At 61.0% G+C, this 23,092-nt stretch carries 18 protein-coding genes and 1 riboswitch; of the genes, 2 read left to right on the forward strand and 16 right to left on the reverse strand.

What is annotated here, in order from left to right; all coding sequences use genetic code 11:
- Positions 1-13: 13 nt before the first annotated feature.
- The 9 genes from OO25_RS11080 to OO25_RS11120 form a co-directional block, all read right to left on the reverse strand.
- Positions 14-1,630 (reverse strand): AMP-binding protein, encoded by a 1,617-nt coding sequence (locus OO25_RS11080; RefSeq protein WP_040180123.1) that lies wholly within the window; start codon positions 1,628-1,630, stop codon positions 14-16.
- Between the two features lies 1 nt (position 1,631).
- Positions 1,632-2,792 (reverse strand): acyl-CoA dehydrogenase family protein, encoded by a 1,161-nt coding sequence (locus OO25_RS11085; protein WP_040180125.1) that lies wholly within the window; start codon positions 2,790-2,792, stop codon positions 1,632-1,634.
- 105 nt (positions 2,793-2,897) lie between these two features.
- On the reverse strand, positions 2,898-3,701 hold the full coding sequence (locus OO25_RS11090; RefSeq protein ID WP_040180126.1) for an enoyl-CoA hydratase family protein: 804 nt from the start codon (positions 3,699-3,701) through the stop codon (positions 2,898-2,900).
- On the reverse strand, positions 3,698-4,156 hold the full coding sequence (locus tag OO25_RS11095) for a MarR family winged helix-turn-helix transcriptional regulator (protein ID WP_040180128.1): 459 nt from the start codon (positions 4,154-4,156) through the stop codon (positions 3,698-3,700). The genes OO25_RS11090 and OO25_RS11095 overlap by 4 nt, the downstream gene beginning before the upstream one ends.
- Entirely contained in the window at positions 4,156-4,929 is a 774-nt protein-coding gene (locus tag OO25_RS11100) for an SDR family NAD(P)-dependent oxidoreductase (protein WP_040180130.1), read from the reverse strand. Before OO25_RS11100 ends, OO25_RS11095 begins: the two co-directional genes overlap by 1 nt.
- Positions 4,926-7,220, reverse strand: coding sequence for a bifunctional salicylyl-CoA 5-hydroxylase/oxidoreductase (locus OO25_RS11105; RefSeq protein ID WP_040180132.1), 2,295 nt, complete (start codon positions 7,218-7,220; stop codon positions 4,926-4,928). Before OO25_RS11105 ends, OO25_RS11100 begins: the two co-directional genes overlap by 4 nt.
- 676 nt (positions 7,221-7,896) lie before the next feature.
- Entirely contained in the window at positions 7,897-10,137 is a 2,241-nt protein-coding gene (gene ptsP, locus OO25_RS11110) for a phosphoenolpyruvate--protein phosphotransferase (protein ID WP_040170305.1), read from the reverse strand.
- A gap of 45 nt (positions 10,138-10,182) precedes the next feature.
- Positions 10,183-11,421 (reverse strand): aspartate kinase, encoded by a 1,239-nt coding sequence (locus tag OO25_RS11115; protein WP_040170303.1) that lies wholly within the window; start codon positions 11,419-11,421, stop codon positions 10,183-10,185.
- Between the two features lie 157 nt (positions 11,422-11,578).
- The gene (locus OO25_RS11120) at positions 11,579-13,027 is read right to left on the reverse strand and encodes a TrkH family potassium uptake protein (protein ID WP_040170300.1); all 1,449 of its coding nucleotides are present in this window, start codon (positions 13,025-13,027) and stop codon (positions 11,579-11,581) included.
- 338 nt (positions 13,028-13,365) lie between these two features.
- On the opposite strand from OO25_RS11120, the gene OO25_RS22965 reads away from it, so the two are divergent.
- Positions 13,366-13,677, forward strand: coding sequence for a hypothetical protein (locus OO25_RS22965; RefSeq protein WP_175304822.1), 312 nt, complete (start codon positions 13,366-13,368; stop codon positions 13,675-13,677).
- Positions 13,678-14,064: 387 nt separating this feature from the next.
- Here OO25_RS22965 and folE2 read toward each other — a convergent pair whose 3' ends face one another.
- The 6 genes from folE2 to OO25_RS11155 all read right to left on the reverse strand — a co-directional run bounded on the left by folE2 (position 14,065) and on the right by OO25_RS11155 (position 20,660).
- Entirely contained in the window at positions 14,065-15,168 is a 1,104-nt protein-coding gene (gene folE2 / locus OO25_RS11130; protein WP_040180133.1) for a GTP cyclohydrolase FolE2, read from the reverse strand.
- 209 nt (positions 15,169-15,377) lie between these two features.
- Complete coding sequence (metZ, locus tag OO25_RS11135; protein ID WP_040180135.1) at positions 15,378-16,568, reverse strand: O-succinylhomoserine sulfhydrylase; 1,191 nt, start codon at positions 16,566-16,568, stop codon at positions 15,378-15,380.
- Positions 16,569-16,628: 60 nt separating this feature from the next.
- A riboswitch (SAM riboswitch) is annotated at positions 16,629-16,708 on the reverse strand.
- Between the two features lie 162 nt (positions 16,709-16,870).
- Entirely contained in the window at positions 16,871-17,485 is a 615-nt protein-coding gene (locus tag OO25_RS11140) for an inner membrane-spanning protein YciB (protein WP_040180137.1), read from the reverse strand.
- A gap of 123 nt (positions 17,486-17,608) precedes the next feature.
- A complete protein-coding gene (locus OO25_RS11145) occupies positions 17,609-18,511 on the reverse strand; it encodes an EamA family transporter (RefSeq protein WP_040180138.1) in 903 nt (300 codons plus the stop codon).
- Between the two features lie 97 nt (positions 18,512-18,608).
- Positions 18,609-19,871 carry a signal recognition particle-docking protein FtsY gene (gene ftsY / locus OO25_RS11150; protein ID WP_040180140.1) on the reverse strand — a complete coding sequence of 421 codons (1,263 nt, stop codon included), beginning with the start codon at positions 19,869-19,871 and terminating at the stop codon, positions 18,609-18,611.
- 111 nt (positions 19,872-19,982) lie between these two features.
- The gene (locus OO25_RS11155) at positions 19,983-20,660 is read right to left on the reverse strand and encodes a lysoplasmalogenase (protein WP_040180141.1); all 678 of its coding nucleotides are present in this window, start codon (positions 20,658-20,660) and stop codon (positions 19,983-19,985) included.
- Between the two features lie 228 nt (positions 20,661-20,888).
- Here OO25_RS11155 and OO25_RS11160 point away from each other — a divergent pair, with 228 nt between their 5' ends.
- Complete coding sequence (locus OO25_RS11160; RefSeq protein WP_040180143.1) at positions 20,889-21,302, forward strand: hypothetical protein; 414 nt, start codon at positions 20,889-20,891, stop codon at positions 21,300-21,302.
- A gap of 102 nt (positions 21,303-21,404) precedes the next feature.
- Here the strand turns inward: OO25_RS11160 and xseA are convergent, their stop codons facing one another.
- Positions 21,405-22,970, reverse strand: coding sequence for an exodeoxyribonuclease VII large subunit (gene xseA / locus OO25_RS11165; protein ID WP_040180144.1), 1,566 nt, complete (start codon positions 22,968-22,970; stop codon positions 21,405-21,407).
- Positions 22,971-23,092 lie beyond the last annotated feature (122 nt).

Here is a 23,092-nt window from a genome sequence, read left to right on the forward strand (position 1 = left end):
CACCCACCGCCTCTTACGTCGATTTCAATCGAAACCGTTGGATCTTGCCGGTTTCGGTCTTGGGGAGGGCGTCAGTATAAACGATGTCGCGGGGGTACTTATAAGGCGCGATGGTTGCCTTGACATGATCCTGCAGCGCCTTGGTCAGGATCTCCGACGCCTGCGTACCCCCGGTCAGCACCACATGGGCCTGCACGATCTCACCGCGCGCATCATCACTGGCGCCGATCACAGCACATTCCGCCACCAGTTCATGGGACAAGAGCGCCGCTTCAACCTCGGGACCGGCGATATTATACCCGGCGGAGACGATCATATCATCGTTGCGCGCGGCAAAATGCAGATAGCCGTCAGCATCCATCACGAAACTGTCGCCGGTGATGTTCCAGCCATCCTTGACGTATTCGCCCTGCCGCGCATCCGCGAGATAGCGGCAGCCGGTGGGGCCCTTGACCGCCAGGCGACCAACCTCTCCGCGCGGCGCTTCATTGCCATCCTTGTCCAGAACCCGCACCTGATAACCCTGCACAGGCTTACCGGTGCAGGCGGGGCGATGGTCGTCGAACCGGTTGGAAATGAAGATATGCAGCATCTCCGTCGCCCCGATCCCATCCAGCATCGGCTTGCCAGTCTGGGCGATCCATTCGTCATAAACGGGCGCTGGCAGGGTTTCCCCGGCGGATACCGCCGCCCTGAGTGATGACAGATCCGCCCCCTCCTCCATCGCGCGCAGCATCACCCGATAGGCAGTCGGCGCGGTAAAACAGACGGTTGCCTTATACGTCTCGATAATCTCGATCAGATTGGGCGGCGAGGCATTCTCCAGCAAGGTCGCCGCGGCCCCAAACCGCAGCGGGAAAATTGCCAACCCACCCAGTCCAAACGTAAACGCCAATGGCGGAGACCCGACAAAGATATCCTCAGGCGTGACCTGAAGCACCTCCGCCGCATAGCCATCGGCAATCATCAAGAGGTCACGGTGAAAATGCATCGTCGCCTTCGGTGACCCCGTGGTGCCTGAGGTGAACCCCAGGAGAGCCACATCATCTCGGCCCGTTGCCACCGCCTCGAACCGCACCGGTTTTTCCAACGCCAGCCGGTCCAGTTCCGCATCGTGGTTGGAGGTGCCGTCGAACCCAACGACGGACTTCAGATGCGCCGAGGTTTTGGCACAGGCCACCAGTTCCTCCATCAGCCGTGTATCACACAGCGCATGGCTGATCTCTGCCTTGTCGATGATCTTCGTCAGCTCACCTGCCCGCAGCATCGGCATGGTGTTCACCACCACAGCCCCCGCCTTGGTCGCCGCCAGCCAGCAGGCCACCATCGCCGGGTTATTGGCAGAGCGGATCAGCACCCGGTTGCCGGGCTGCACCCCCAGATCCTCGACCAGCACATGGGCGAGCCGGTTGGTCCAATCTGCCAGTTCCTTGTAGGTCCGTCGCCGCCCGTTGCCGATCAGGGCGGTATGATCCCCGAACCCTTTCTCCACCATGGCATCGGTCAGTTCCACCGCCGCATTCAATCGCTCAGGGTAGGCATACCCGCCGGCCAGGAACTCCGGCCACTGATCCGCCGGCGGCAGGTTATCACGGGTGAATGTATCGATATGTGCGCTTGGACCCAGCATCTCAGCCTCCCTTCTGGAATGTGGAAATCGCTTGACGAGCAATCACCACACGTTGGACGTCAGATGCCCCTTCGTAGATCCGCAACGCTCTGATATCGCGGTAGAGCTCCTCAACCTTCTGACCCTGCCGCACACCATCGCCGCCATGCAATTGGACGGCTTTGTCGATCACCTTCTGCGCCTGATCGGTGGAGAACAGCTTCGCCATCGCGGCCTCCCGGGTGATGCGCGCAGCACCACTGTCCTTGGCCCAGGCTGCGCGATAGACCAGCAGTGCGCTTGCATCCACATCCAGCGCCATATCTGCGATATGTCCCTGCACCATCTGCAGATCTGCCAGCGGCGCCCCCTGCACATGGCGGCTTGTCACGCGTGCCAATGCCTCATCCAAGGCTCGGCGTGCAAACCCCAGTGCGGCCGCCGCCACGGTGGATCGGAACACATCCAGCACCGACATCGCAATCTTGAAGCCCGCGCCCGCCTCGCCCAGCAATGCGCTGCGCGGGATCCGACAATCACTGAACCGCAGGGTCGCAAGGGGATGCGGCGCCAGCGTCTCCAACCGCTCCACCACTTCAAAGCCCGGCAGCCCCGCAGGCACAACAAAAGCCGAGAGCCCCTTGGCCCCCGGTCCCTCGCCGGTACGGGCAAACAGCGTATAAACGTCAGCAATACCGCCGTTGGAGATCCAGGTCTTCTCACCATTCAGAACATAGTGATCCCCATCCCGCACCGCGGTCATGGTGGAATTGGCCACATCGGATCCTGATTGCGGCTCGGTCAGGGCAAAGGCTGAAATCGCCTTGCCGCTGCGTGTGAGCGGCAGCCATTCCGCCTGCTGTGCATCAGTCCCAAACAGTGAAATCGCTCCGGTTCCCAACCCCTGCATGGCAAAGGCAAAATCCGCCAGACCATCGTGGCGCGCTAGTGTCTCACGGATCAGGCACAGTGTGCGCACGTCCAGCGCCTCGCCGGTCATGGCACCGGAATGCTGCGTCCAGCCCGCAGACCCCAAGGCCGACACCAGCGCGCGGCAGGCAGCATCGGTGTCGCTGTGGTCAATATCTGCCAGCGCGTCCTGTGCCCAGCTGTCCAGATCCGCCGCCAGTGCGCGGTGGCGATCCTCAAAAAACGGCCAGCTCAGAAAGGTCTTATCCGCCATATCGCTCCTCCCGGCAGCGGCACCCGCCGCCTGTCATCTTTCTCCAAATACTCCCGCCGGAGGCCGCCGCACCCTCCTCCGGTGCTGCGGCCTGCACGGGCCGGATCAATCCCCTTCGAACAAGGGCTTTTCTTTTTTTACAAAGGCCTGATAGGCGCGCTCGAAATCGGCGGTCTGCATGCAAATCGCCTGCGCCTGTGCTTCTGCCTCGATGGCCTGCTCAATCGACATCGACCACTCCTGTGCCAGCATCGTCTTGGTCATCATGTGACCAAAATTCGGCCCCGCCGCGATCCGCTCGGCCCAGTTGCGTGCCTCCCCCAGCAAGGCATCTGCCGACACCACCTTGTTGTGAAACCCCCAGGCCTGCCCTTCCTCAGCGCTCATCGACCGCCCGGTATAAAGCAGCTCTGCCGCCCGTCCCTGGCCAATGATGCGCGGCAGGATCGCACAGGCCCCCATGTCACAGCCCGCCAGCCCAACACGGGTGAACAGAAACGCCGTCTTGGTGTCCGGCGTGGCGATCCGGATGTCCGACGCCATGGCAATAATCGCGCCGGCCCCCACGCAAACACCGTCCAGCGCTGCGATAATCGGCTTGCCGCAATTCACCATGGCCTTGACCAGATCGCCGGTCATCCGGGTAAAGGCCAGCAACTCCTTCATCGACATTCTGGTCAAGGGTCCAATGATATCATGAACATCTCCGCCAGAGCTGAAGTTGCCGCCATTGGGCGCAAAGATCACCGCTTTCACATCGTCGTCATAGTGCAGGTCGCGAAACCAGTCCCGCAGCTCTGCATAGCTGTCAAAGCTCAGAGGGTTCTTTCGCTCGGGGCGGTCCAGCGCCACGGTGGCGATACCGTCCTCAACACTGCACAGAAAATACTTGGTATCCGTCGAAATCATCTGTCGCGTCCTTCATTTTCAAGCCGTCTGGCCACCTGATCCAGCGCATCAGAGAGCGTCTGAACCTCGGCTTCGGGCACGCTGTCAAACATCTGGTCAATCCAGGCCTCATGGGCGGCGGCCTGACGGGCAAATTCCGCGATCCCCGCCTCCGTCAGTCTTACCCGGCTGGCGCGGCGATCTCCGGGGACCTTCTCGCGCTGCACATGGCCGTCATCCACCAGCCGTTCGACGATGCCGGTGACATTGCCATTGGACACTTTCAGCACGCCAGACAGCTCGCTCATCTTCAGCCCGTCAAGATGCTGGCTCAGGGCTGCCATCACGTCAAACCGCGGCAGCGTGGTGGTAAACTCCTGCCGCAGGTTCTCGCGAATTTCGCTTTCCACGGCGCGGGTTGCCTTGAGCACTTTCAGCCACAGCCGCAGCCGGTCCTTGGAGCGGTCGGTTTGCATCAGATCTCACCTCCGGTGATGGGCAGCGCGCTGCCATTGATGGACGCTGCAGAAGACGAGGCAAGGAACAGCGCCGCATCCGCCACCTCTTCCGGCTGGATAAAGCGGCCTTGCGGGTTGCCTGCACGCAGCGATTTTGCCGCCGCTTCCTCGCTCATCCCGGTGGTGGACACAATGGTCGCAATCGACCGCTCAAGCAGCGGCGTCTCAATGAAACCCGGACAAATCGCATTTACGGTGATGCCACTGCGCGCCAGTTCCAGCGCCAGCGACCGCGTGAGGCCCAGAACCCCATGTTTTGCCGCGCAATACCCCGAAACATAAGGATACCCCTTGAGCCCGGCAGTTGAGGCAACAGCCATCATCCGCCCCCAGCCTGCCGACTTCATATCAGGGAGCGCGGCCTGCCACAGGTTAAACACCCCCGACAGGTTGACAGCCAAAGCCGCCTCGAAATCCGCCAGATCCATCTTGGCAAAAGGCTTCGACGGCGCGGCACCTGCATTGGCAATAGCAACACTCACTGGCCCATGCTGCTGTCGCGCCGTATCAAGTGCCGCCCGCACCGCCCCTGCCTCGGTCACGTCACAGGCAAGTGGCAGGGCGCCCGTTTCAGCGGCCACCTCCTGCAGCGGTTCGATCCGCCGACCAAGCAGCGTGAGCCGCGCGCCGCGCCCCGCAAAGCTGCGCGCCAATGCAGCGCCAACACCGGAGCCACCACCGGTGATCACCACATGTTTGTCCGCCAGCTCTTTACCCGCCAGATCGCTCATGCCCGGATCACCTCTGCATCGCGGTCTGCCAGACGCCAGGCCTGATCCCGCCCCGCCAGATACGGCAGCGGCCAATCTGCATGACGGTCGCCGATCCGGCTTGCCTCATGCAGGGTCCAATAGGGATCCGCCAGATGCGGACGCCCAACACAGACCAGATCGGCCCGCCCGGCCATCAGGATGGAATTGGCGTGATCCGCCTCATAGATATTGCCCACCGCCATGGTCGCGATCCCGGCATCATTGCGGATCCGGTCCGAAAACGGCGTCTGGAACATGCGGCCATAGACCGGCTGCGCCTCTGTCGATGTCTGCCCCGCAGACACATCGATGATATCCGCCCCCGCCGCGGTGAAGGCCCGTGCGATCTCCACCGCCTCCTCTGGCGTCACCCCTTCATCGCCAACCCAATCGTTGGCGGAAATACGAACGGACATTGGTTTGTCCGCAGGCCAGACCGCGCGCATGGCGTCAAACACCTCCAGCGGGTAGCGCAGCCGGTTCTCCAGCGACCCGCCATAGATATCGGTCCGAATGTTGGATTTTGGAGAAATGAAGGAAGAAATCAGATAGCCATGCGCCGCATGGAGTTCGATCATGTCAAACCCCGCCCGTTCAGCCATCTGCGCTGCGGCAACAAATTCATCCTTGATCGCGTCCATCTCCGCCCGCGTGATCTCCCGCGGGGCCGGGTTGCCATCAGACCACGCAATGGCCGAGGCGGAGACCGTTTCCCAGTTCCCGTCGCGCAGCGGTGCGTCCATGGTCTCCCAGCCCAATTGGGTGGATCCCTTGCGACCGGAATGGCCAATCTGACAGCAGATCTTCGCGTCGGTCTCAGCATGAACAAAATCCGTCAGCCGCGTCCACGCCGTCTCATGCTCTGGGGCGTATAGGCCGGGACAGCCGGGCGTGATCCGCCCTTCAGCCGAGACACAGGTCATTTCGGTATAGACCAGACCCGCGCCCCCCTTAGCGCGCTCGCCATAGTGAATGAGATGCCAATCGGTCGGGCAGCCATCCTTGGCCTTGTACTGCGCCATTGGCGACACCACGATGCGGTTTTTGAGCTGCATCTCGCGCAGTTTATAAGGCGCAAAAATTGGCGGACGGGTCGGCGCATCTGCGGGTGCTCCGGCAGCCTCCTGAAACCACTTCTCCGCCGAGGCGAGCCAGTCTGCATCCCGCAGGCGCAGGTTTTCATGGGAGATCCGCTGCGACCGGGTCAGCAACGAATAGTTGAACTGCACCGGATCCATATCCAGATACCGCTCGACTTCTTCGAACCACTCCAGAGAGTTGCGCGCCGCCGATTGCAGCCGCAACACATCCAGCCGCCGCTCTTCCTGATAGCGCACAAACGCCTGCTCCAGCGTCGGTTCGGTCGTGATGAACTCTGCCAATGCAATCGCACTGTCGAACGCAAGCCGGGTTCCCGAACCAATGGAGAAATGGGCCGTGGCCGAGGCATCGCCCAGCAATACCACGTTTTCATGGTGCCAAGTCTCACACAGAACCCGCGGGAAGTTGATCCACACCGCAGAGCCGCGCAGGTGATCGGCATTCGAAATCAGAGAGTGCCCGTCCAGATGATCAGCAAAGATCTCCTCGCAAGTCCGCAGGATCTCATCTTTGCTCATCGCCTCAAACCCCCAGTTTTCCCAGGTCTGAGCAGAGCATTCGACAATCACCGTCGCGGTCTCAGCATCAAATTGATAGGCATGGATCCACATCCAGCCGTGCTGTGTCTTCTCAAAGATAAAGGTGAAGGCATCGTCGAATTTCTGCTTCGTGCCCAGCCAGATGAACTTGCATGGGCGCACATCGACGTTGGGCTTGAATTGGTCCGCAAATTCACTGCGGACGCGGGAATTCAACCCGTCACAGGCCACCACCAGATCATAGTCCGCCTGATAGGAGGCTGCGGGCCCGACTTCCGTCTCAAACTGCAGATCAATGCCCAGTTCGCGCGCGCGCTCCTGAAGGATCACCAGCATAGCCTTACGACCAATCCCGGCAAACCCATGGCCACCTGAAACGGTCCGCGCGCCGCCATGCACCACGGCGATATCATCCCAATAGGCAAATTTATCGCGTATCTGCCCGGCGCTGACAGGATCGTTCGCAGTCAGGTTCTCAAGCGCATCATCAGACAGCACAACGCCCCAACCGAACGTGTCATCCGGTTTGTTACGCTCAAAAACCGTGATCTCAGCATCAGGTTGGCGCAACTTGGTCGAGATCGCAAAGTAGAGGCCAGCCGGGCCGCCTCCCAAACAGGCGATTTTCATGATGCCACTCCCCTATTGCTGTCTGAACTGCAAACAGGATAAGCGGATCGCAATAAACTTCAAGCTTAAACTTTTATACTTGAAGCTTTTACCAATATGGCTGATTTGTTCCGTTAAGGGAATATTCACCCAAACCTGAAAAACTGCCATCTGTGGCAGGACACCCTGGTTTTTTCGGGGCCTATCGGTACGCGGGCGATAGATCCGCCGACATACCACCGCATATTCTCACTATATTTCAGCTGCCTAGGCGTCATAGTTGATGTTGAGAACTTATTAGGCCTGCCCCGCCATCTCGCGAATACGACCCCATTTAGATAAGCAATATCAATAACATAGATGTATTTCCAATACACCGTCACACCTGTGGATAAGTACGGGGGTAACCTAAGAGCTCTCAACCCTTGCGCGACCAGATTGCAAACCTCGCGAAAAGCGGAATATTATCAGCATCCTGCAAGGCGATGGGCGATTTTCAAAATTTTTATTGGATATTTTCAGCCGAAAAATCGCTATCCATCAAACATGGGTTGCGATGATTTCGACAATTTATCCACAGGCGACCACTCAAGGACGCCCATAGGCTGCAGTCCGCAGGCAGAGGCAGCCGTAAAAAAACCGCGCGGATTGGGCCGCGCGGTTTTTGGATTCTAACCCTCGCTGTCTTGCAAGGTGTTCAGAGCTCTCGCAGATACTGCATAACCGCTGGGCGCACCGTCTGCTCCCCCCGGTGCCGGGCGTCGGCGATGATTTTGCGGATGTCATTCAGATCCACGCGCATCAGCAGTGATTTCACCGGACCGACTGAGGCCGGGCGCATGGACAGCACCCGCAACCCCATCGCAGCAAGGCAGACGGCCTCAATCGGGCGGCCGGCATCTTCGCCACAGAAACTGAGCGGTGTTCCGGATTTTTCACAGCGTTCAACGATCTGCGCGATGAAGCTCAGGAAGCTGACATTCAGCGTATCGTAGCGCTTGCGCACCCGCTCGTTCTCGCGGTCAGCGGCAAAAAAGAACTGCTTGAGGTCATTGCCACCAATCGACAGGAATTCAACCTCGTCAAAGAACTTCTGCGGCGCAAAGGCGAGAGAGGGGGTTTCCAGCATCGCCCCGACTTCCAGCTTCTCAGGCAGAGGATGGCCCAGACGGCGCTCCCGCTCCAGTGTTTTGGCAACCTCAGCCTTGGCGTCGCGGAACTCCTCGAACTGGGCCACAAACGGGAACATCAGCGTAAGGGGACGCCCATTGGCGGCCCGCATCAGCGCCTGCAGCTGCATCCGCATCACACCGGGCTTGTCCAGACCCACACGGATTGCCCGCCAGCCAAGCGCCGGATTGGGCTCATCCGTCGGCTTCATATAGGGCAGCACCTTGTCCGAGCCGATATCCAGCGTGCGAAACACCACCCGCTTGCCGCCCGCCGCGTCCAGCACCCGCTGGTATAGCGCCACCAATTCTGAGCGTTTGGGCATCTGGTTGCGAACCAGAAACTGCAGTTCGGTGCGGAACAGGCCCACACCCTCGGCGCCGGAATTTTGCAGGGACGGCAGATCCGCCATCAACCCGGCATTCATCAGCAGATGCACGCGGCGGCCATCCCGGGTCAGCGCCTGTTTGTCCCGGATCGAGGCATAGCGTTCCTGCGCTTTGGCCTGCATGGCAATCTTATCACGAAAGGCGCCGACAACGGTATCATCGGGACGCAGATGCACAACGCCCTGCTCGCCATCGACCATGATGTGGTCGCCGTTCAGCGCCTCGGTCGTGATACGTTTGGCATGGACCACCAGCGGAATTGCCAGTGCGCGGGCGATGATCGCCGCGTGGGAGCCGACAGAGCCTTCCTCCAGCACGATACCACGCAGATTGCGGCCATATTCCAGCAACTCTCCCGGACCGATATTCCGTGCAATAAGAACCGGATCATCGGGCAACTCGGCGCCCGTCTCGCTGCCCTGCCCCGTCAGGATGCGCAGCAGGCGGTTTGACAGATCATCCAGATCACTGAGACGCTCGCGCAGATAGGCATCCTGCACCTGGCCCATCCGGGCACGCGCCTGCGATTGTTCTTTTTCCACAGCGGCTTCTGCGCTCAAGCCGCGGCCAATGTCCTCTTCCATCCGGCGCATCCAGCCCTTGGAATTGGCAAACATCCGGTAGGCTTCCAGCACTTGCAACTGTTCTTTGTCGCCGGTCTGGGTGACCTCCAGCATCTTGTCGACACCCACGCGCAGTTCCTCAACCGCCTCATGCAGGCGCTCCAGCTCGCGGTGGGGGTCGTCGGCAATCGGATTGGTCACCACAACGCGCGGCTCGTGCAGCCAGACATGGCCCTCGACAGCGCCTTCCTGCGCGATGGTGCCGCGCAACAGGACCGGCTGCTGGTGCAACGGAGACAAGGCCGCGCCTTCCCCGACAAAAGCCCCCAATTCGGTCATCTCGGCGATGACCATGGCCACCACCTCCAGCGCATAAACCGCGTCAGAGGAAAACTCACGCCCCTCTTTGGACTGCACCACCAGCACGCCCAGCATCTCACCCAGACGCTGGATCGGCACGCCCAGGAAGGAGGCAAACCGCTCCTCTCCGGTTTCCGGCATATAACGGAAGCCCTTGGCATTGGGCGCATCAGGCGTGTTCACCACTTTGCCATAGCGCGCCACACGGCCCACCAGCCCCTCGCCGATCCGCATGCGCGTCTGGTGCACGGATTCGACGTTCAGTCCCTGCGTCGCGCAAAGTTCAAGCGTCTCGTCATCGCGAAACAGATAGACCGAGCACACCTCGCTGTGCATGCTGTCGGCGATCAGCTGCGTGATCTTGTCCAGACGGGCCTGACCGGCGTCATCACCGGCCATCGCCTCGCGCAAGCGCATCAATAAGTTGCGACTTTCGGATTCGGTCGTCTTTACCATGGGGGCCGTTCACACAGATTTCGGTGTCAGGCGGCCAGGTCCAGATCAGGCCGCCTTGTCCAATTCAAACGCATCATGCAGTGCTTGCACCGCAAGTTCCATGTATTTCCGGTCAATCAGCACCGAAATCTTGATTTCGGAGGTGGTGATCACCTTAATATTGATGCCCTCGTCTGACAGCACCTTGAACATCTTCGCCGCAACCCCAGATTGCGAGCGCATGCCGATGCCAACCACAGAAACCTTGGCGACATCACGGTCTGCCAACAGCTCGGCATAGTTCAGCTCGCCCTTTTCCTTCACCGCCTGCAGCGCTTGTTCTGCACGCGCAACCTGATCGGTCGGGCAGGAGAAGGTCATATCGGTGCGGCCCTCGTCAGAGATATCCTGCACGATCATATCGACATTCACGCCCGCTTCGCTCAGCGCGGTGAAGATATGCGCCGCAATTCCGGGACGGTCGGCAACCGACTGGACGGTCAGCTTGGCTTCGTCACGGGAATAGGCCACACCGGCCACAACATTGGATTCCATGATTTCCTCCTCGTCGCAGACCAGGGTTCCGGCCTCGTCGGATTGTTCCTCGAAACTGGACAGCACGCGCAGTTTCACCTTGTAGCGCATCGCCAGCTCAACCGAGCGGGTCTGCAAAACCTTGGCGCCCAGCGACGCCAGCTCCAGCATTTCCTCAAACGCGATTTTATCCAGTTTGCGCGCCTTGTCGCAAATCCGCGGGTCAGTGGTGTAAACCCCGTCCACATCGGTGTAGATATCGCAGCGCTCAGCCTCAAACGCCGCCGCAAAGGCCACGGCAGTGGTGTCCGACCCGCCCCGGCCCAGCGTGGTGATGCGGCCCTCGGGGCTGATCCCCTGAAAGCCGGCAACAACGGCCACACGCATGCCTTCGCCAAATTTTGCGTTGATGTTTTCCGGCGGGATTTCCTCAATCCGCGCCTGGCTATGGGCGCTGGTAGTCTTCAGCGGCACTTGCCAGCCCTGCCAGCTGCGCGCCGGAATATCCATTTCCTGCAGGGTCAGCGCCATCAACCCGGCGGTGACATTCTCCCCTGAGGACACAACCGCATCATATTCGCGCGCATCAAACAGCGGCGAGGTCTCATTGACCCAGCCGACCAGCTCATTGGTCTTGCCCGACATCGCAGAGACGATCACGATCACGTCGTAGCCCTTGGCCACTTCGACACCAACGCGTTTGGCGGCGCGGCGGATGCGGTCCAGATTGGCGACAGATGTGCCGCCGAATTTCATCACAAGAACGGGCATTGGGCAAAACTCTCCGTGCGCTTGCGGGTTTCAACTCCCCGCCTCTTATGCGAGCGGCCTCAAGAGGGCAAGCCTGCGGATTGTAGCGATACACATAGAAACGCAGGAGCAACACGCAATATTGATGCGCCGGACGTGCCCGTGGCGGTCGATCTGCCTAGTTGCGCCAGAACCGGATGGTCAGAATGGCGTAAACGGCCATCAGTTCCAGCCGACCGATCAGCATCGCCGCACTCAGAATCCACTTCGCCCCGTCGTTCAGCGTCGAGAAATTGCCCGCAGGTCCAATCCGATCGCCAAGGCCGGGGCCGATATTGGCCACAGCCGTTGCAGCACCAGACACCGCAGTTACGAAATCCAACCCCGTCAGGGCCAGCGCCCAGGCCACGATCCCCAGCGTCACGACAAAGAACATGAAAAAGGAAATCACCGAGCTCAGCACCTCGGCGTCCACCGTGCGCCCCTGATAGCGCGGCACAAACACCCCATGTGGCGAATGGATCCGCTGGATCTGCACCCGAATTGAGGCAAACAGCAGCTGATAGCGGAAGATCTTGACCGAACAGGCGGTGGAGCCCGCACAGCCGCCGATCAACCCAATGAAGAAGAACAGCATGACCAGAAAGCTGCCCCACTGCATATAATCGACACTGGCGTAGCCGGTGCCGGAAATGATCGAGGTGATGTTGAACAGCGCTTCGCGCACGGCCTGTTCCGGGTGATGTGGGAAGACGTAGACCAGCACACAGGCGGTCACCACCACCAGCAAGGCAATTGTCGCCAGAAACGCGCGGATCTGACTGTCACGAAACAGTGGTTTGGACTGGCCGTTGATCATCTGCACATAGCGCACAAACGGCAGCGCCGCGAGGATCATAAACACCGATGCCGCATATTCAGGTGCGCCGCTGAAGGTGCCGAACGACGCGTCATAATTGGAAAACCCGCCGGTCGAACAGGTGGTCAGCGCATGGACCAGCGCGTCAAACGGCTCCATCCCCAACAGCATATAGACCACCATGCAGGCGACGGTCAGCCCCACGTAGATCAGTGAAATCTGCTTCGCGATCGCCTGCGCGCGAGGCAAGATTTTCCCCATAGTGTCAAAGGCTTCTGAGCGGAAAATCTGCATTCCGCCGACCCGCAACTCGGGCAGGAACACCATCGCGACCACAATAATTCCGATGCCGCCCAGCCATTGCAGGATACCGCGCCACAGCAACAATCCGCGCGGCAGATCGTCCAGGCCGGAGATCACGGTGGAGCCAGTGGTCGTGAGGCCCGACATCGCCTCGAAAAACGCGTCAACAAACCGCAACTCGGTGGCCCCCAGCATCAGCGGAAGGGCCCCAAACAGCGGCAGCGCCACCCAGACCAGCGTGGTCAACAGAAAGGTCTGCTGAATGGTCAGCCCCTCGCGCACCCCATTGGCGCAGGACAGCGCAATCAGCCCGCCGCCAAGGATGGTGATCACCGCGCTTTCGAGGAAAACCGGCCACTCCCCCTGCCCGTCGTATAGATCGACGGCCAGAGGAAACACCATGGTCGCCCCAAGAATGGCCACCAACAGGCCAATGACATATCCAACCGGACGCAGATCCAACATGGGCGCAGCGTTGGCCTGCCCCGCACAGACTGTCAAGAGACTGCGCACGTCCAGCGGGCGAGCCCTATTGTTTTGCCCGTGACTTAGACCCAGGTTTAGCCTTTGCAGCGGCTGGCTTGGCCGTGGCTGGCTTCGCAGCAGCCAGTTTGCCACTATCCTGTTGTCCCGGGGCTGCCCCTGCGGCCTGACCCGCCATCAAGGCCTGCGCGCTGGTGGTTCCGGTCTGTTTCACACTCACTTGCCGGCTATCGGGCGCAACAGGCTTTGCCTCAGATCTGGCCGCCGCCGACTTAAGAGGGGCTGGCATCTGCGCTGGTTTCGACGGCGCACGAGGTGTTTTGCGGCGAGCCCCAGGCGCAGAGGGCGTCGATGCAGCCGACTTCGCAGCGCTACCGCCGCTGGTGGTTCTTTGGCTGGCAAACCCGCTCTGGCCAGAGGTGGCGCCGGTTGAAGTTGCTACTACGTTAGCGTCCTTTGGTGTGGTGACCTGGTCCGGGGCAGGTTTTTCACTCGTTTTCACAGCCGCCGATTGCGCCGGACGGGCCGGTTTGCGCGTGGCCTTACGGCGGGCAGGCGCAGGCTTTGCAACCGTATCGTTGGCCGATGACGGCACTGCTGTCTTGGTGCCGGTCTTGCCAGTGACGCCATAAGTCGCAGCCATAGCCTCGCGGGCGAGGGCCACCTGCGCTGCAGGCACCGACCCCATCAGGGTCATGGCGCCACGCCAGAACCGCAACTGGTTACCAACAATCGTGCCAGCCAGCGCAGCAGGGGTTCGGGGAAGGTCTGTGAAATCGGGTAGAGGGATCATCAACATCTCCTGTTTGGCGGGCAGCTTTTGCGGCCTCCTGAGGATAGGGGCCGCAACGCGCGCACCCCCTCAGGTTGCGAGCTTAGCTGATTATTGCCGCAGTGCAGCAAAAAAAATGCCGCGACGCAGATGAACATTGATTACAAAAAAGAAACCGCCGCCCGAATGGGCAGGCGGTTCTGTTTGAGAGGTCAGGTCCGAGGCGGAATGCACGCCTCAGGCGCCCTCAGCCCTGATGAATGAGGGTCGCGAACATCTTGGGATCAATGCTGCGGGCCGCAAATGTCTGCCCCTGTGTCAGAACGCTGATCGCGTCGTGGCTGTGCAGGCTTTCCTGATGGCTGGCCACAACCCGGAAATCACCAATCCGCGGGTCCGACTGCAGCGCCTCACAGAACAACCGCGCGGCATCTTCCACAAAGATCGGGTTCGCCGCGTTCAGCTCGGCAAAGGCCTGTTCATCCTCACGCTTCACCATCACCTGCGTTTCGGTCGGCACCGCGCGGCGGCAATGATCAATCACGTCTTCAAACCACAGCACCGGGGCGCCGGGTTCCTGCACCAGCGATATCCGCGCAACCGAGCGCTGTGAATGCGGTGTCGCCAGCTGTCCCCGTGAACTACGTGCGTGCTCACTCAACTCAAGCGAGCAGGGGCAGGTCGAGGAATAGACATAATCAAGGTGGATTATCTTGGTCCGCTCGCCATCGTGATCGACGATTTCCAGAGCGATATCATAGTACTGATAGCCAGACAGACCTGACCGAAGGCTTTCGACCTTCACCGGGAAGGAGAACCGCATCTGAAGGCGCGCATCCAGGCTCTCCAGATCTGTCAGATAATCGTCCAGCGCTGCCTCCATCACCTCAAAGCTGAAGGTGCGCTCAGCATTTTTGTAGAACGACCGCATAATCCGGGACATGTTGATGCCCTTCTTGTCGGCGTCCAGGCTGACGGTGCCGGTGACACTGGTCTCCAGCGTCAGATCCCCATTGTCGCGGGTGTGAAAGCGAATCGGCAGGCGAAAGTTGGAAATCCCCACATGCTGGATCTGCTCATGCGCCCCACGGATCAGGCTGGAGGGGCCGTTCTGCAGATCCGGCAGGGTTGCACGATAGCTGCTGTCAGCCACAAACCCCTCAGGGTAGTGCCGCGACAGATCGGGATAATTACCGGCAGGTGCATCCGGGAGAAGCCGTGCAACCGCCGGGTTCAATTGGGAAATTTCGGTCTCGGTGGCCGCGCTGGCCCATTGGCGCAACAGATCGAGCGCTTCTTCTGCGTCCGCTCGATCAGGCGCCTTGGTCAGATTACGCGAGTGAGAGTTCATGACACAGAGACCTCCGCTGATGCTGCCCGATCATCAAGCAGCAGGATTGGTTTTAGTCTGTTACGCGGCAGATCGCAAAACAGATCATTCAAAAGCGTCGTGTTTTGCGTATTTCCGGCGATTGACCCCAGATCACCCAGGATCTGTTCCCAGCTGAGGCAGGCAACCCAATATGCCCCTGCCCCAACTGCGTCTTGGTGGCGCGCCGTTCAGCCCTCAGCCGCCGCAAGCGCTTGCGTCAGATCCGCAATCAAATCGCCTGCATCTTCCAGCCCGACGGAGAACCGCACCAGCCCCGGGGTGATGCCCAGTTCATCTTTCAACTCCTCCGACAGCCGCTGATGGGTGGTGGTGGCCGGATGGGTTGCAATGGACTTCGCATCCCCCAGATTGTTGGAGATCACCGGGATGGTGAGCGCGTTCAAGAAGCGGAAGGCGGCCTCCTTGCCACCCTTCAGATCCAGCGACAGCACAGTGCCGCCCTTGCCGCCCAGTTGCCGCTGGACCAGCGCGTGTTGGGCGTGATCTTCCAGCCCCGGATACATCAACCGCAACAGCGCCGGATGACCGCTCAGCGCCTGCGCCAGTTCCAGCGCACTGTCCGCCTGCGCATTCACCCGTAGCGAAATCGTCTCCAGCCCCTTTAGCAGGGTCCAAGCATTGAACGGGCTGAGGCTACCGCCGGTGTGTTTCATATAGGGTTCAACGGTGCCGCGGATAAAATCGCGTGTGCCAAGAATGACACCGCCCAGAACCCGACCCTGCCCGTCGATATGCTTGGTGGCGGAATAGATCACCACATCCGCACCCTGTTCGATGGCGTTTGAGAACACCGGGGTCGAGAACACATTGTCCACCACGACGGTGGCACCGACCGCATGGGCCAGCTCTGCCACCGCTGCAATATCGATCACTTCCAGCGTCGGGTTGGACATGGATTCGAAAAACACCGCCTTGGTGTCGGGCCGCAGCGCCGCGCGCCAAGCGTCAAGATCGGTGCCATCAACAAAAGTCACTTCAACGCCAAAGCGGGTCAGGATATTCTCAAGGATATAGAGGCAGGAGCCAAACAGCGCCTTGGCTGATACCACATGGTCACCGGCCTTCAGCATCGAAGTAAGCGCGCCGTTGACTGCCGCCATGCCGGATGCGGTGGCAAAGGCGTCCTCGGCCCCTTCCAGCGCGGCAATCCGCTCTTCGAACATGGCCACCGTGGGGTTGCCGTAGCGGGCATAGATGAATTCATCGGGACCGGTCTCAATGAACCGGGCCTCGGCCTGCTCAGCGCTGTCATAGACAAAGCCCTGCGTCAGGTAGATCGCTTCGCTGACCTCATTGTACTGGCTGCGCCGGGTGCCGCCATGCACCAGTTTGGTGCGCTTGTTCCAGGTCTCGCTCATCTTCTGTCTCCTTGCGCGCAATGCGCATTAAAAAACCCCCGTTCGGCCAAGCGAAAGGGGGTCCTTCACATCCTGACCTCTTTAGCGGGATTGTTTTACGTGGCCCGCAATCCGGTTAACAAATCGCCACGATATGTAAGCCTCGGATACGCCGAAACCGCCGTTTGGTCAAGTCCGCAGCGGCGCTGCGCCCCCTTCAGCGCCTGGTGTTCTATCACACCCGCGTGACCCAACCTCAAAGGCGACGAGAGACCCGCGAGATGCGACACCCCAGCCGCCAATGCAAATGCGAAGGCCCCGGCTCACTCCGTCTCATCCACCTCGGCATCCGGCAGCGCATAGGCCTGAAACACCCGCGCCTGGGTCATGAAGAAGGCAAACATCGCCAACGACAGACCAAACGTCTTGAAGTAGACCCAGGTCTCTTCACTCATGCTGCGCCAGACCAGCTCATTGGTCACCGCCAGCGCGAAGAAGAAATAACACAGCCGCCGGGTCAGGATCATCCAGCCGGCATCCTGCAGCGGCATCAACTCATCCATTGCCACCTTCAGATAGCTTTGGCCCCGCAGAAGACCGATCGCCAAGGCACCGCCCAGCAGCACATAGAGGATCGTCGGCTTCATCTTGAAAAACCGTTCATCATTGAACCAGACAGACAGCCCGCCAAACAGCACCACGATGACCAGCGTGCCGACCTGCATCTTGGAGATATGCCCGGTGAGCCGCCACAGCGCCAGGCTTGAGAGGATCATCAGAGGGATGAAGCCCGCGGTGGCCATGATGAACCCCCGATACTCCTCCCCGCCAATCACAAACACCTCGTCGCGCAGCCACAGATAGGCTGCGAAAAACGCAACAAGCGGGCCGTATTCCAGCACCAGTTTCAGGGTTGGGTTGATGGGTTTGCCCGCCATGGGATCTCCTGCCTGTTGCGCCCGCGCACAATCTGCGGTCGCGCTCCGTTCTGCGAAATCTGGGTTGCCTGCCTCTGGTCTTCAACCTGTTCGTTCATCAAGGGGTGGTGAGGGACCAGCGGATCAGCCGCCCATCTCCACTATCACGGCCCCCAGCGCGATCAAAGCCATCAGCGCAATCCGGCGCGGACCAACTGTTTCCTTTAACACCAGCCAGCCGATCAGGGCCGCGAACACGGTCGAGGTCTCGCGCAGCACCGCCGCCTCGCCCACCTTGTCCAGCCGCGTGGCCAGCATCACCGCACCAAAGGAGCCAAAGGCGATAAGACCACCCAACAGCCCCTTGGCCATCAGGGGACCGGGATCCGGGCGTGGCGTCATCGCCCGCCAACGCATGTAGGCATAAGGCGGCATCGCCAGCCCGTCGATGAAGAAGAACCACGCTAGAAAGGTGAAAGGATCCGCCGTCGCGCGGATGCCATAGGCATCATAGGTGGTGTAAAGCGCCACAAAGACACCGGTTGCCACAGCCAGTGCCAACGCACTGCCCAGGGTCTCGCGGTGGCTGGTCAGATTGCGAAAATTGTAGAGCGCAAGCCCAAAGATCCCCGCCAGAAGCACGCCAACCCCCAGCCACTGCACCGCCGTAAATCGCTCATCAAACAGAACTGAAGCGCCGAGCACCGTGAACAAGGGCCCGGTCCCCCGCACGACCGGATAAACAACAGTATAGCTGCCCTTACTGTAGGCCAGCCCCTGCAGGACCTTGTAGAGCACATGGATCCCCCAGACGGCCGCAAAGATTGGCCACATATGTGGCTCAGGCCAGGGCACGACGAACAACGCCAACGGCATCGCCATCATCCCGTAGGAAAAATCAATCGCCCCGCGCGACAACCAAGGATCATAGCGCCCTTTCTGAAGCGCGCCGAACACCGCATGTAACAGCGCAGCCAGCAGGGCCAGAGCAAGGGCCATATGGTGCCCCGCCTCCGTGCCTTCCAGCAAGATCAGCCAATCGCTCAAATGAAATACCTTTGCACCAGGACAGATGACCGGGGGTTGACCACCCCCGGACCTCCGGAGGATATTTTCAGCCAGAAGGTGGGCGGGCCTGCGTTGATCAGGAACGTTCCAGACCGGTGAGAGCGGCGGCAAATTCTTCCGGATCGAAAGGCGCCAGATCGTCGATTTGCTCACCCACACCAATGGCGTGGATCGGCAGGCCGAAGCGATCCGCCAATGCCACCAGAACGCCGCCCTTGGCGGTGCCGTCCAGCTTGGTCATCACCAGACCGGAGACATCTGCGAGCTTCTGGAACGTCTCCACCTGATTGAGGGCATTCTGGCCAGTGGTCGCATCCAGCACCAGCAGCGTATTATGCGGCGCGGTCTCGTCCTTCTTGCGGATCACGCGGACGATTTTGGCCAGTTCTTCCATCAGATCAGCGCGATTCTGCAGGCGTCCGGCGGTATCGATCATCAGAAGGTCCGCGCCATCTTCCTGCGCGCGGGTCATCGCATCAAAGGCAAGGCTGGCCGGATCAGAGCCTTCTGGTGCGGTCAGGACCGGCACCCCTGCCCGATCACCCCAGACCTGCAGCTGCTCCACCGCCGCAGCGCGGAAGGTGTCCCCTGCGGCAATCACCACCTTCTTGCCCGCAGCCTTGAACTGGCTGGCCAGCTTGCCGATCGTAGTGGTCTTGCCGGAGCCGTTGACCCCCACCACCAGCACCACCTGCGGCCGTTTTGCATAGATCGGCATCGGGCGGGCCACCGGCTCCATGATCCGGGCCACTTCTGCGGCCAGAAGTTCCTTGATCTCGCGGGTGGACAGCCGTTTGCCAAATCGGCCCTCAGCCATATTGGCGGTGACACGCAGCGCGGTATCGACCCCCATATCTGCCCCGACCAGAAGGTCCTCCAGCTGCTCCAGCATGTCATCATCCAGCGCGCGGCGCGGCTCATCCGCTTTGCCGCGTCCCATCAGACGCCCCAAGAGCCCCGGCGTTGCCGGAGCAGGGTCCGGCGCGGCCGTCCGCTCGATCGATGGTTTCGCCATCGGCTCCGCCGGTTTCGTCACGGGTTCCGCCGGGCGAGGCGATTGTTCGGGCGTCTGGGCCGGGGTCTCAGCAGGGGCATCTACGGGGATCTCAGACGGCGTTTCAGACGGCACCTCCACAGGTGGGGCCTTTGGGGCCTCAACAGGCTGTTCAGCTGGGGCCTCGACCGGCGGTGTGGACGGCGGCACCTCGGGCGTCTTTTCCGGTACGGACTGTTGCGGGGCGGCATCCTCTGCGCCCTCCTCAACGATGGCATCCAGCCCTTCCTCAAGCTTGTTTGACGACTTGAACAGCCGGTCCTTCAGTTTTGAGAAAAACGCCATGTCGGTCTCCGCAGATTGGGTCGGTGCGAGTTGTTACGCGGACACCTAATGCGGTTTTGCGGCAAGTGCAAAGCACCTCGCCACCTCAACCGATGCAAATCCGGTCCCGACCTAGAGAAACGCCAGCAGAAACCCCACCTGCGCGCCCCAGTAAAGCGGCCAGACCACATAAGGCGTAATCCGCCGCGCCGGGTGATCTTCGCCCAATACAAAGGTCTCAAACGCGAGCACAATATCAGAGGCCATGAAGGCCACCGCTGCCGGCAGCACCAGCGCCAGACCCGTCAGCCCAAGGCCCAGTGGCAAGGTCAGCGCCGCCAGCCCCATGCCCAGAATGATCGGCACATAGGCCAGCACTGGTCCCTTCAATGCACCGGCCCGCGGCGCCAGCAGCCGTGCCATGGCAAGCCCGGCCACAGCCAGCACCAACACGCCAACCAGTTGCGGCAGCTGGACCACCCTTGCGAGATCACTGCTCTCCTGACCGAGGAACAAAAAAATATAGACGAGATGGCCAGCCGCAAAGGCGCCCACCCCAGCCATGAACGCGCTTTCCCCGTCGCGCGACAGGCAGAAATCGCCAACCGCGCAGAGGCCAAGCGCCAGGGTTAGCAGCAGCGGCCCTCCCCCCATCCATGCGGCAACGGCCAGCAAAAGCACCGCCAGCGTTTTGGTCACGCTGCGCAGCGCTGTGGGAGGTCGCGCGGTCAGGCCGAGATACAAAAGCGCCGCAAGGGCCGCCGCCAAAATCAACACATCCCCGACCGGGCTGCTTCCAAAACTTGGCATGTCGCTCTCCCCTTCGCTGCAGCTGCGGTCTGCGCCGATGCTTGCATTGCGTGCCGTGCCTTAAGTTGGCCGGTATCTGACTGATGTTGCCCGCCTCTTCGCCACCGGTCAAAGGTGACGCCGCGCAAGCCAGTCGCAAAGCCGACCGTCGAACAGGCCCTGTACTTTCGCCCGACATGGTTCACGGAAACATTGGCCAGAACTGCAGCCCTCTGGCAGAGTTGCCGTATGCGACTGCCCTGTTTGATTCTATTGACGGCGCTCTGTGGCGCTGTGTCCGAGGGCCGCCCCGCCTGGGCGGGCGCGCCGCTTACCGCTGATCAGTTCGACCGCTACACCCAAGGCCGCACATTGTTCTACGGCTTTGATGGGGTGCCCTACGGGGTTGAACGCTATCTACCAAACCGCCGGGTGATCTGGTCGTTTCTGGACGGCCAATGCCAGGACGGCGAATGGTACCCCGAGGCGGATCAGATCTGTTTTATCTATGATGATATCGGCACGCCGCAGTGCTGGCAGTTCTCAATCGGCGACGACGGGCTGATTGCGCAGTTCGACGGCGACCCGGAGGCCACCGAGCTGTATGAGGCCGAAGACCTGGGCGAGGATATGCTCTGCCTTGGCCCCAAGATCGGCGTCTGACAGGCATCGACGCACGCCCTCCTGATCCACGCGCCGGGCCTTGTGCCCATATCGATGTGGCCTATGTGGGTGCTTTCGCGTGACCTCAGCGACGAGAACGCTTCAGAACAGCGACCCCTGATCATCCGGCGGCGCCTTGTCGCTTTGGCGCTTCCCTGCTTTGGACCCTTCTGGTTTGGGCGCGCCGGGTGTCTTTGCTGGCGATATCGCCCCGTCACCGGCAGCTGCTTGCGCAGGCGTCACGTCAATCTCTGCATCGGCAAATTCAATCCGCAACCGTGGCCGGATGGCGGCCTCTGCCGCGCGGGTGATGACACCGTCATCGCTGCGCACCACGGCATAGCCACGCTCAAGCGTGGCCTTGTAGCTGAGGATCTCCAGCTGACGGCCCGTTGCCTCCAGCCGTTGCCGGTGCCGGTCCAGCCGCTGTGTCTGCACAGTTTCAAGCCGCTGCGCCAGCTGGCCGATACGATCATACTGGCGGGTAAGATCCTGCTGGATCGGGCGCAGCGTCAGCCGTGACGAGAGGTTGCGCAACCGATCCTGACGGGCGGTGACCAACTGACGCAGCGTGCTGGGCCGCAGCGCAGCCGCCGCCTCGCTCAGCCGCAGACGGCGGCGCTCCACCCCCCGGATTAGCGCATCGGGCAGCCGTTCAGACACCCGGTCCAACCGCTGACGCGGCGTTTCCAACAGCGTATCGGGCTTTGGCAGAGCCCGCGCGAGATCGTTCAGCCGCTGCCGTCGCTGCTGCACCGCCTGCCCGGCAGAGCGCACCAAGCGCGCCCCCTGATTCTCAGTCCAGCCCAGCAGTTCCAACCGCACCGGGACCGCCAGTTCTGCTGCCGCCGTCGGGGTTGGCGCGCGACGGTCCGACACAAAATCAATCAGCGTGGTATCCGTCTCATGTCCCACGGCTGAGATCAGCGGGATCTGACTGTTCGCGACAGCCCGGGCGACAATTTCCTCGTTAAAGCCCCACAGGTCTTCGATCGACCCCCCGCCACGGGCCACGATGATCAGATCCGGTCGTGGCATCGCGCCCCCCGGTGTCAGCTGGTTGAAGCCTTCAATGGCGCGGGCCACCTCCGGCGCGCAGTTGGCGCCCTGCACCGCAACCGGCCAGACCAGCACCTTGCGCGGGAACCGGTCGCGCAGCCGGTGCAGGATATCGCGGATCACAGCCCCCGAGGGTGAGGTCACCACCCCGATGATTTGTGGCAGATACGGCAGCGGCTTCTTACGCTCCGGCGCAAACAGGCCTTCCGCCTCAAGCTGTTTCTTGCGCTTTTCCAAGAGCGCCATCAGCGCGCCCTGCCCGGCAACCGCCACCTCATCAACGTTCATATTGTATTTCGACTGCCCGCCGAACGCTGTCAGCCGGCCGGTGACAACCACCTCCAGCCCCTCTTCCGGCACCACGGAGAGGCTTGCGATCTGCCCCTTCCACGTGGTGCAGGCCAGCACAGAGCGGTCATCCTTGATGTCGTAATAAAGATGCCCGGAGCGCGCCTTGAACACGCGGCCCACCTCGCCCTTCACCCGGATGCGTCCGAAGGTGCCCTCCAGCGTGCGCTTCACCTCGCCGGAGATTTCCGAGACGGTGAATTCGGGGGCATTCTGCCCGGGCCGGTCGGATGGGGCTGGATCATCAAACAGGTCTGACATGGCGGGGCTGCTCTCCTGCGGCGCAAAGGCACCTACTGAGTTCTTGTTTTGAAAGTCCGCGCAGCATAGAACCCGCGGCAAGCAAGGCAAGCCCCGGCTGGCGCTGGGGAGTCATAGGGCTC

It is taken from the genome of Phaeobacter sp. S60, from assembly GCF_000826845.1.
GTDB classification, from domain to species: domain Bacteria; phylum Pseudomonadota; class Alphaproteobacteria; order Rhodobacterales; family Rhodobacteraceae; genus Phaeobacter; species Phaeobacter piscinae.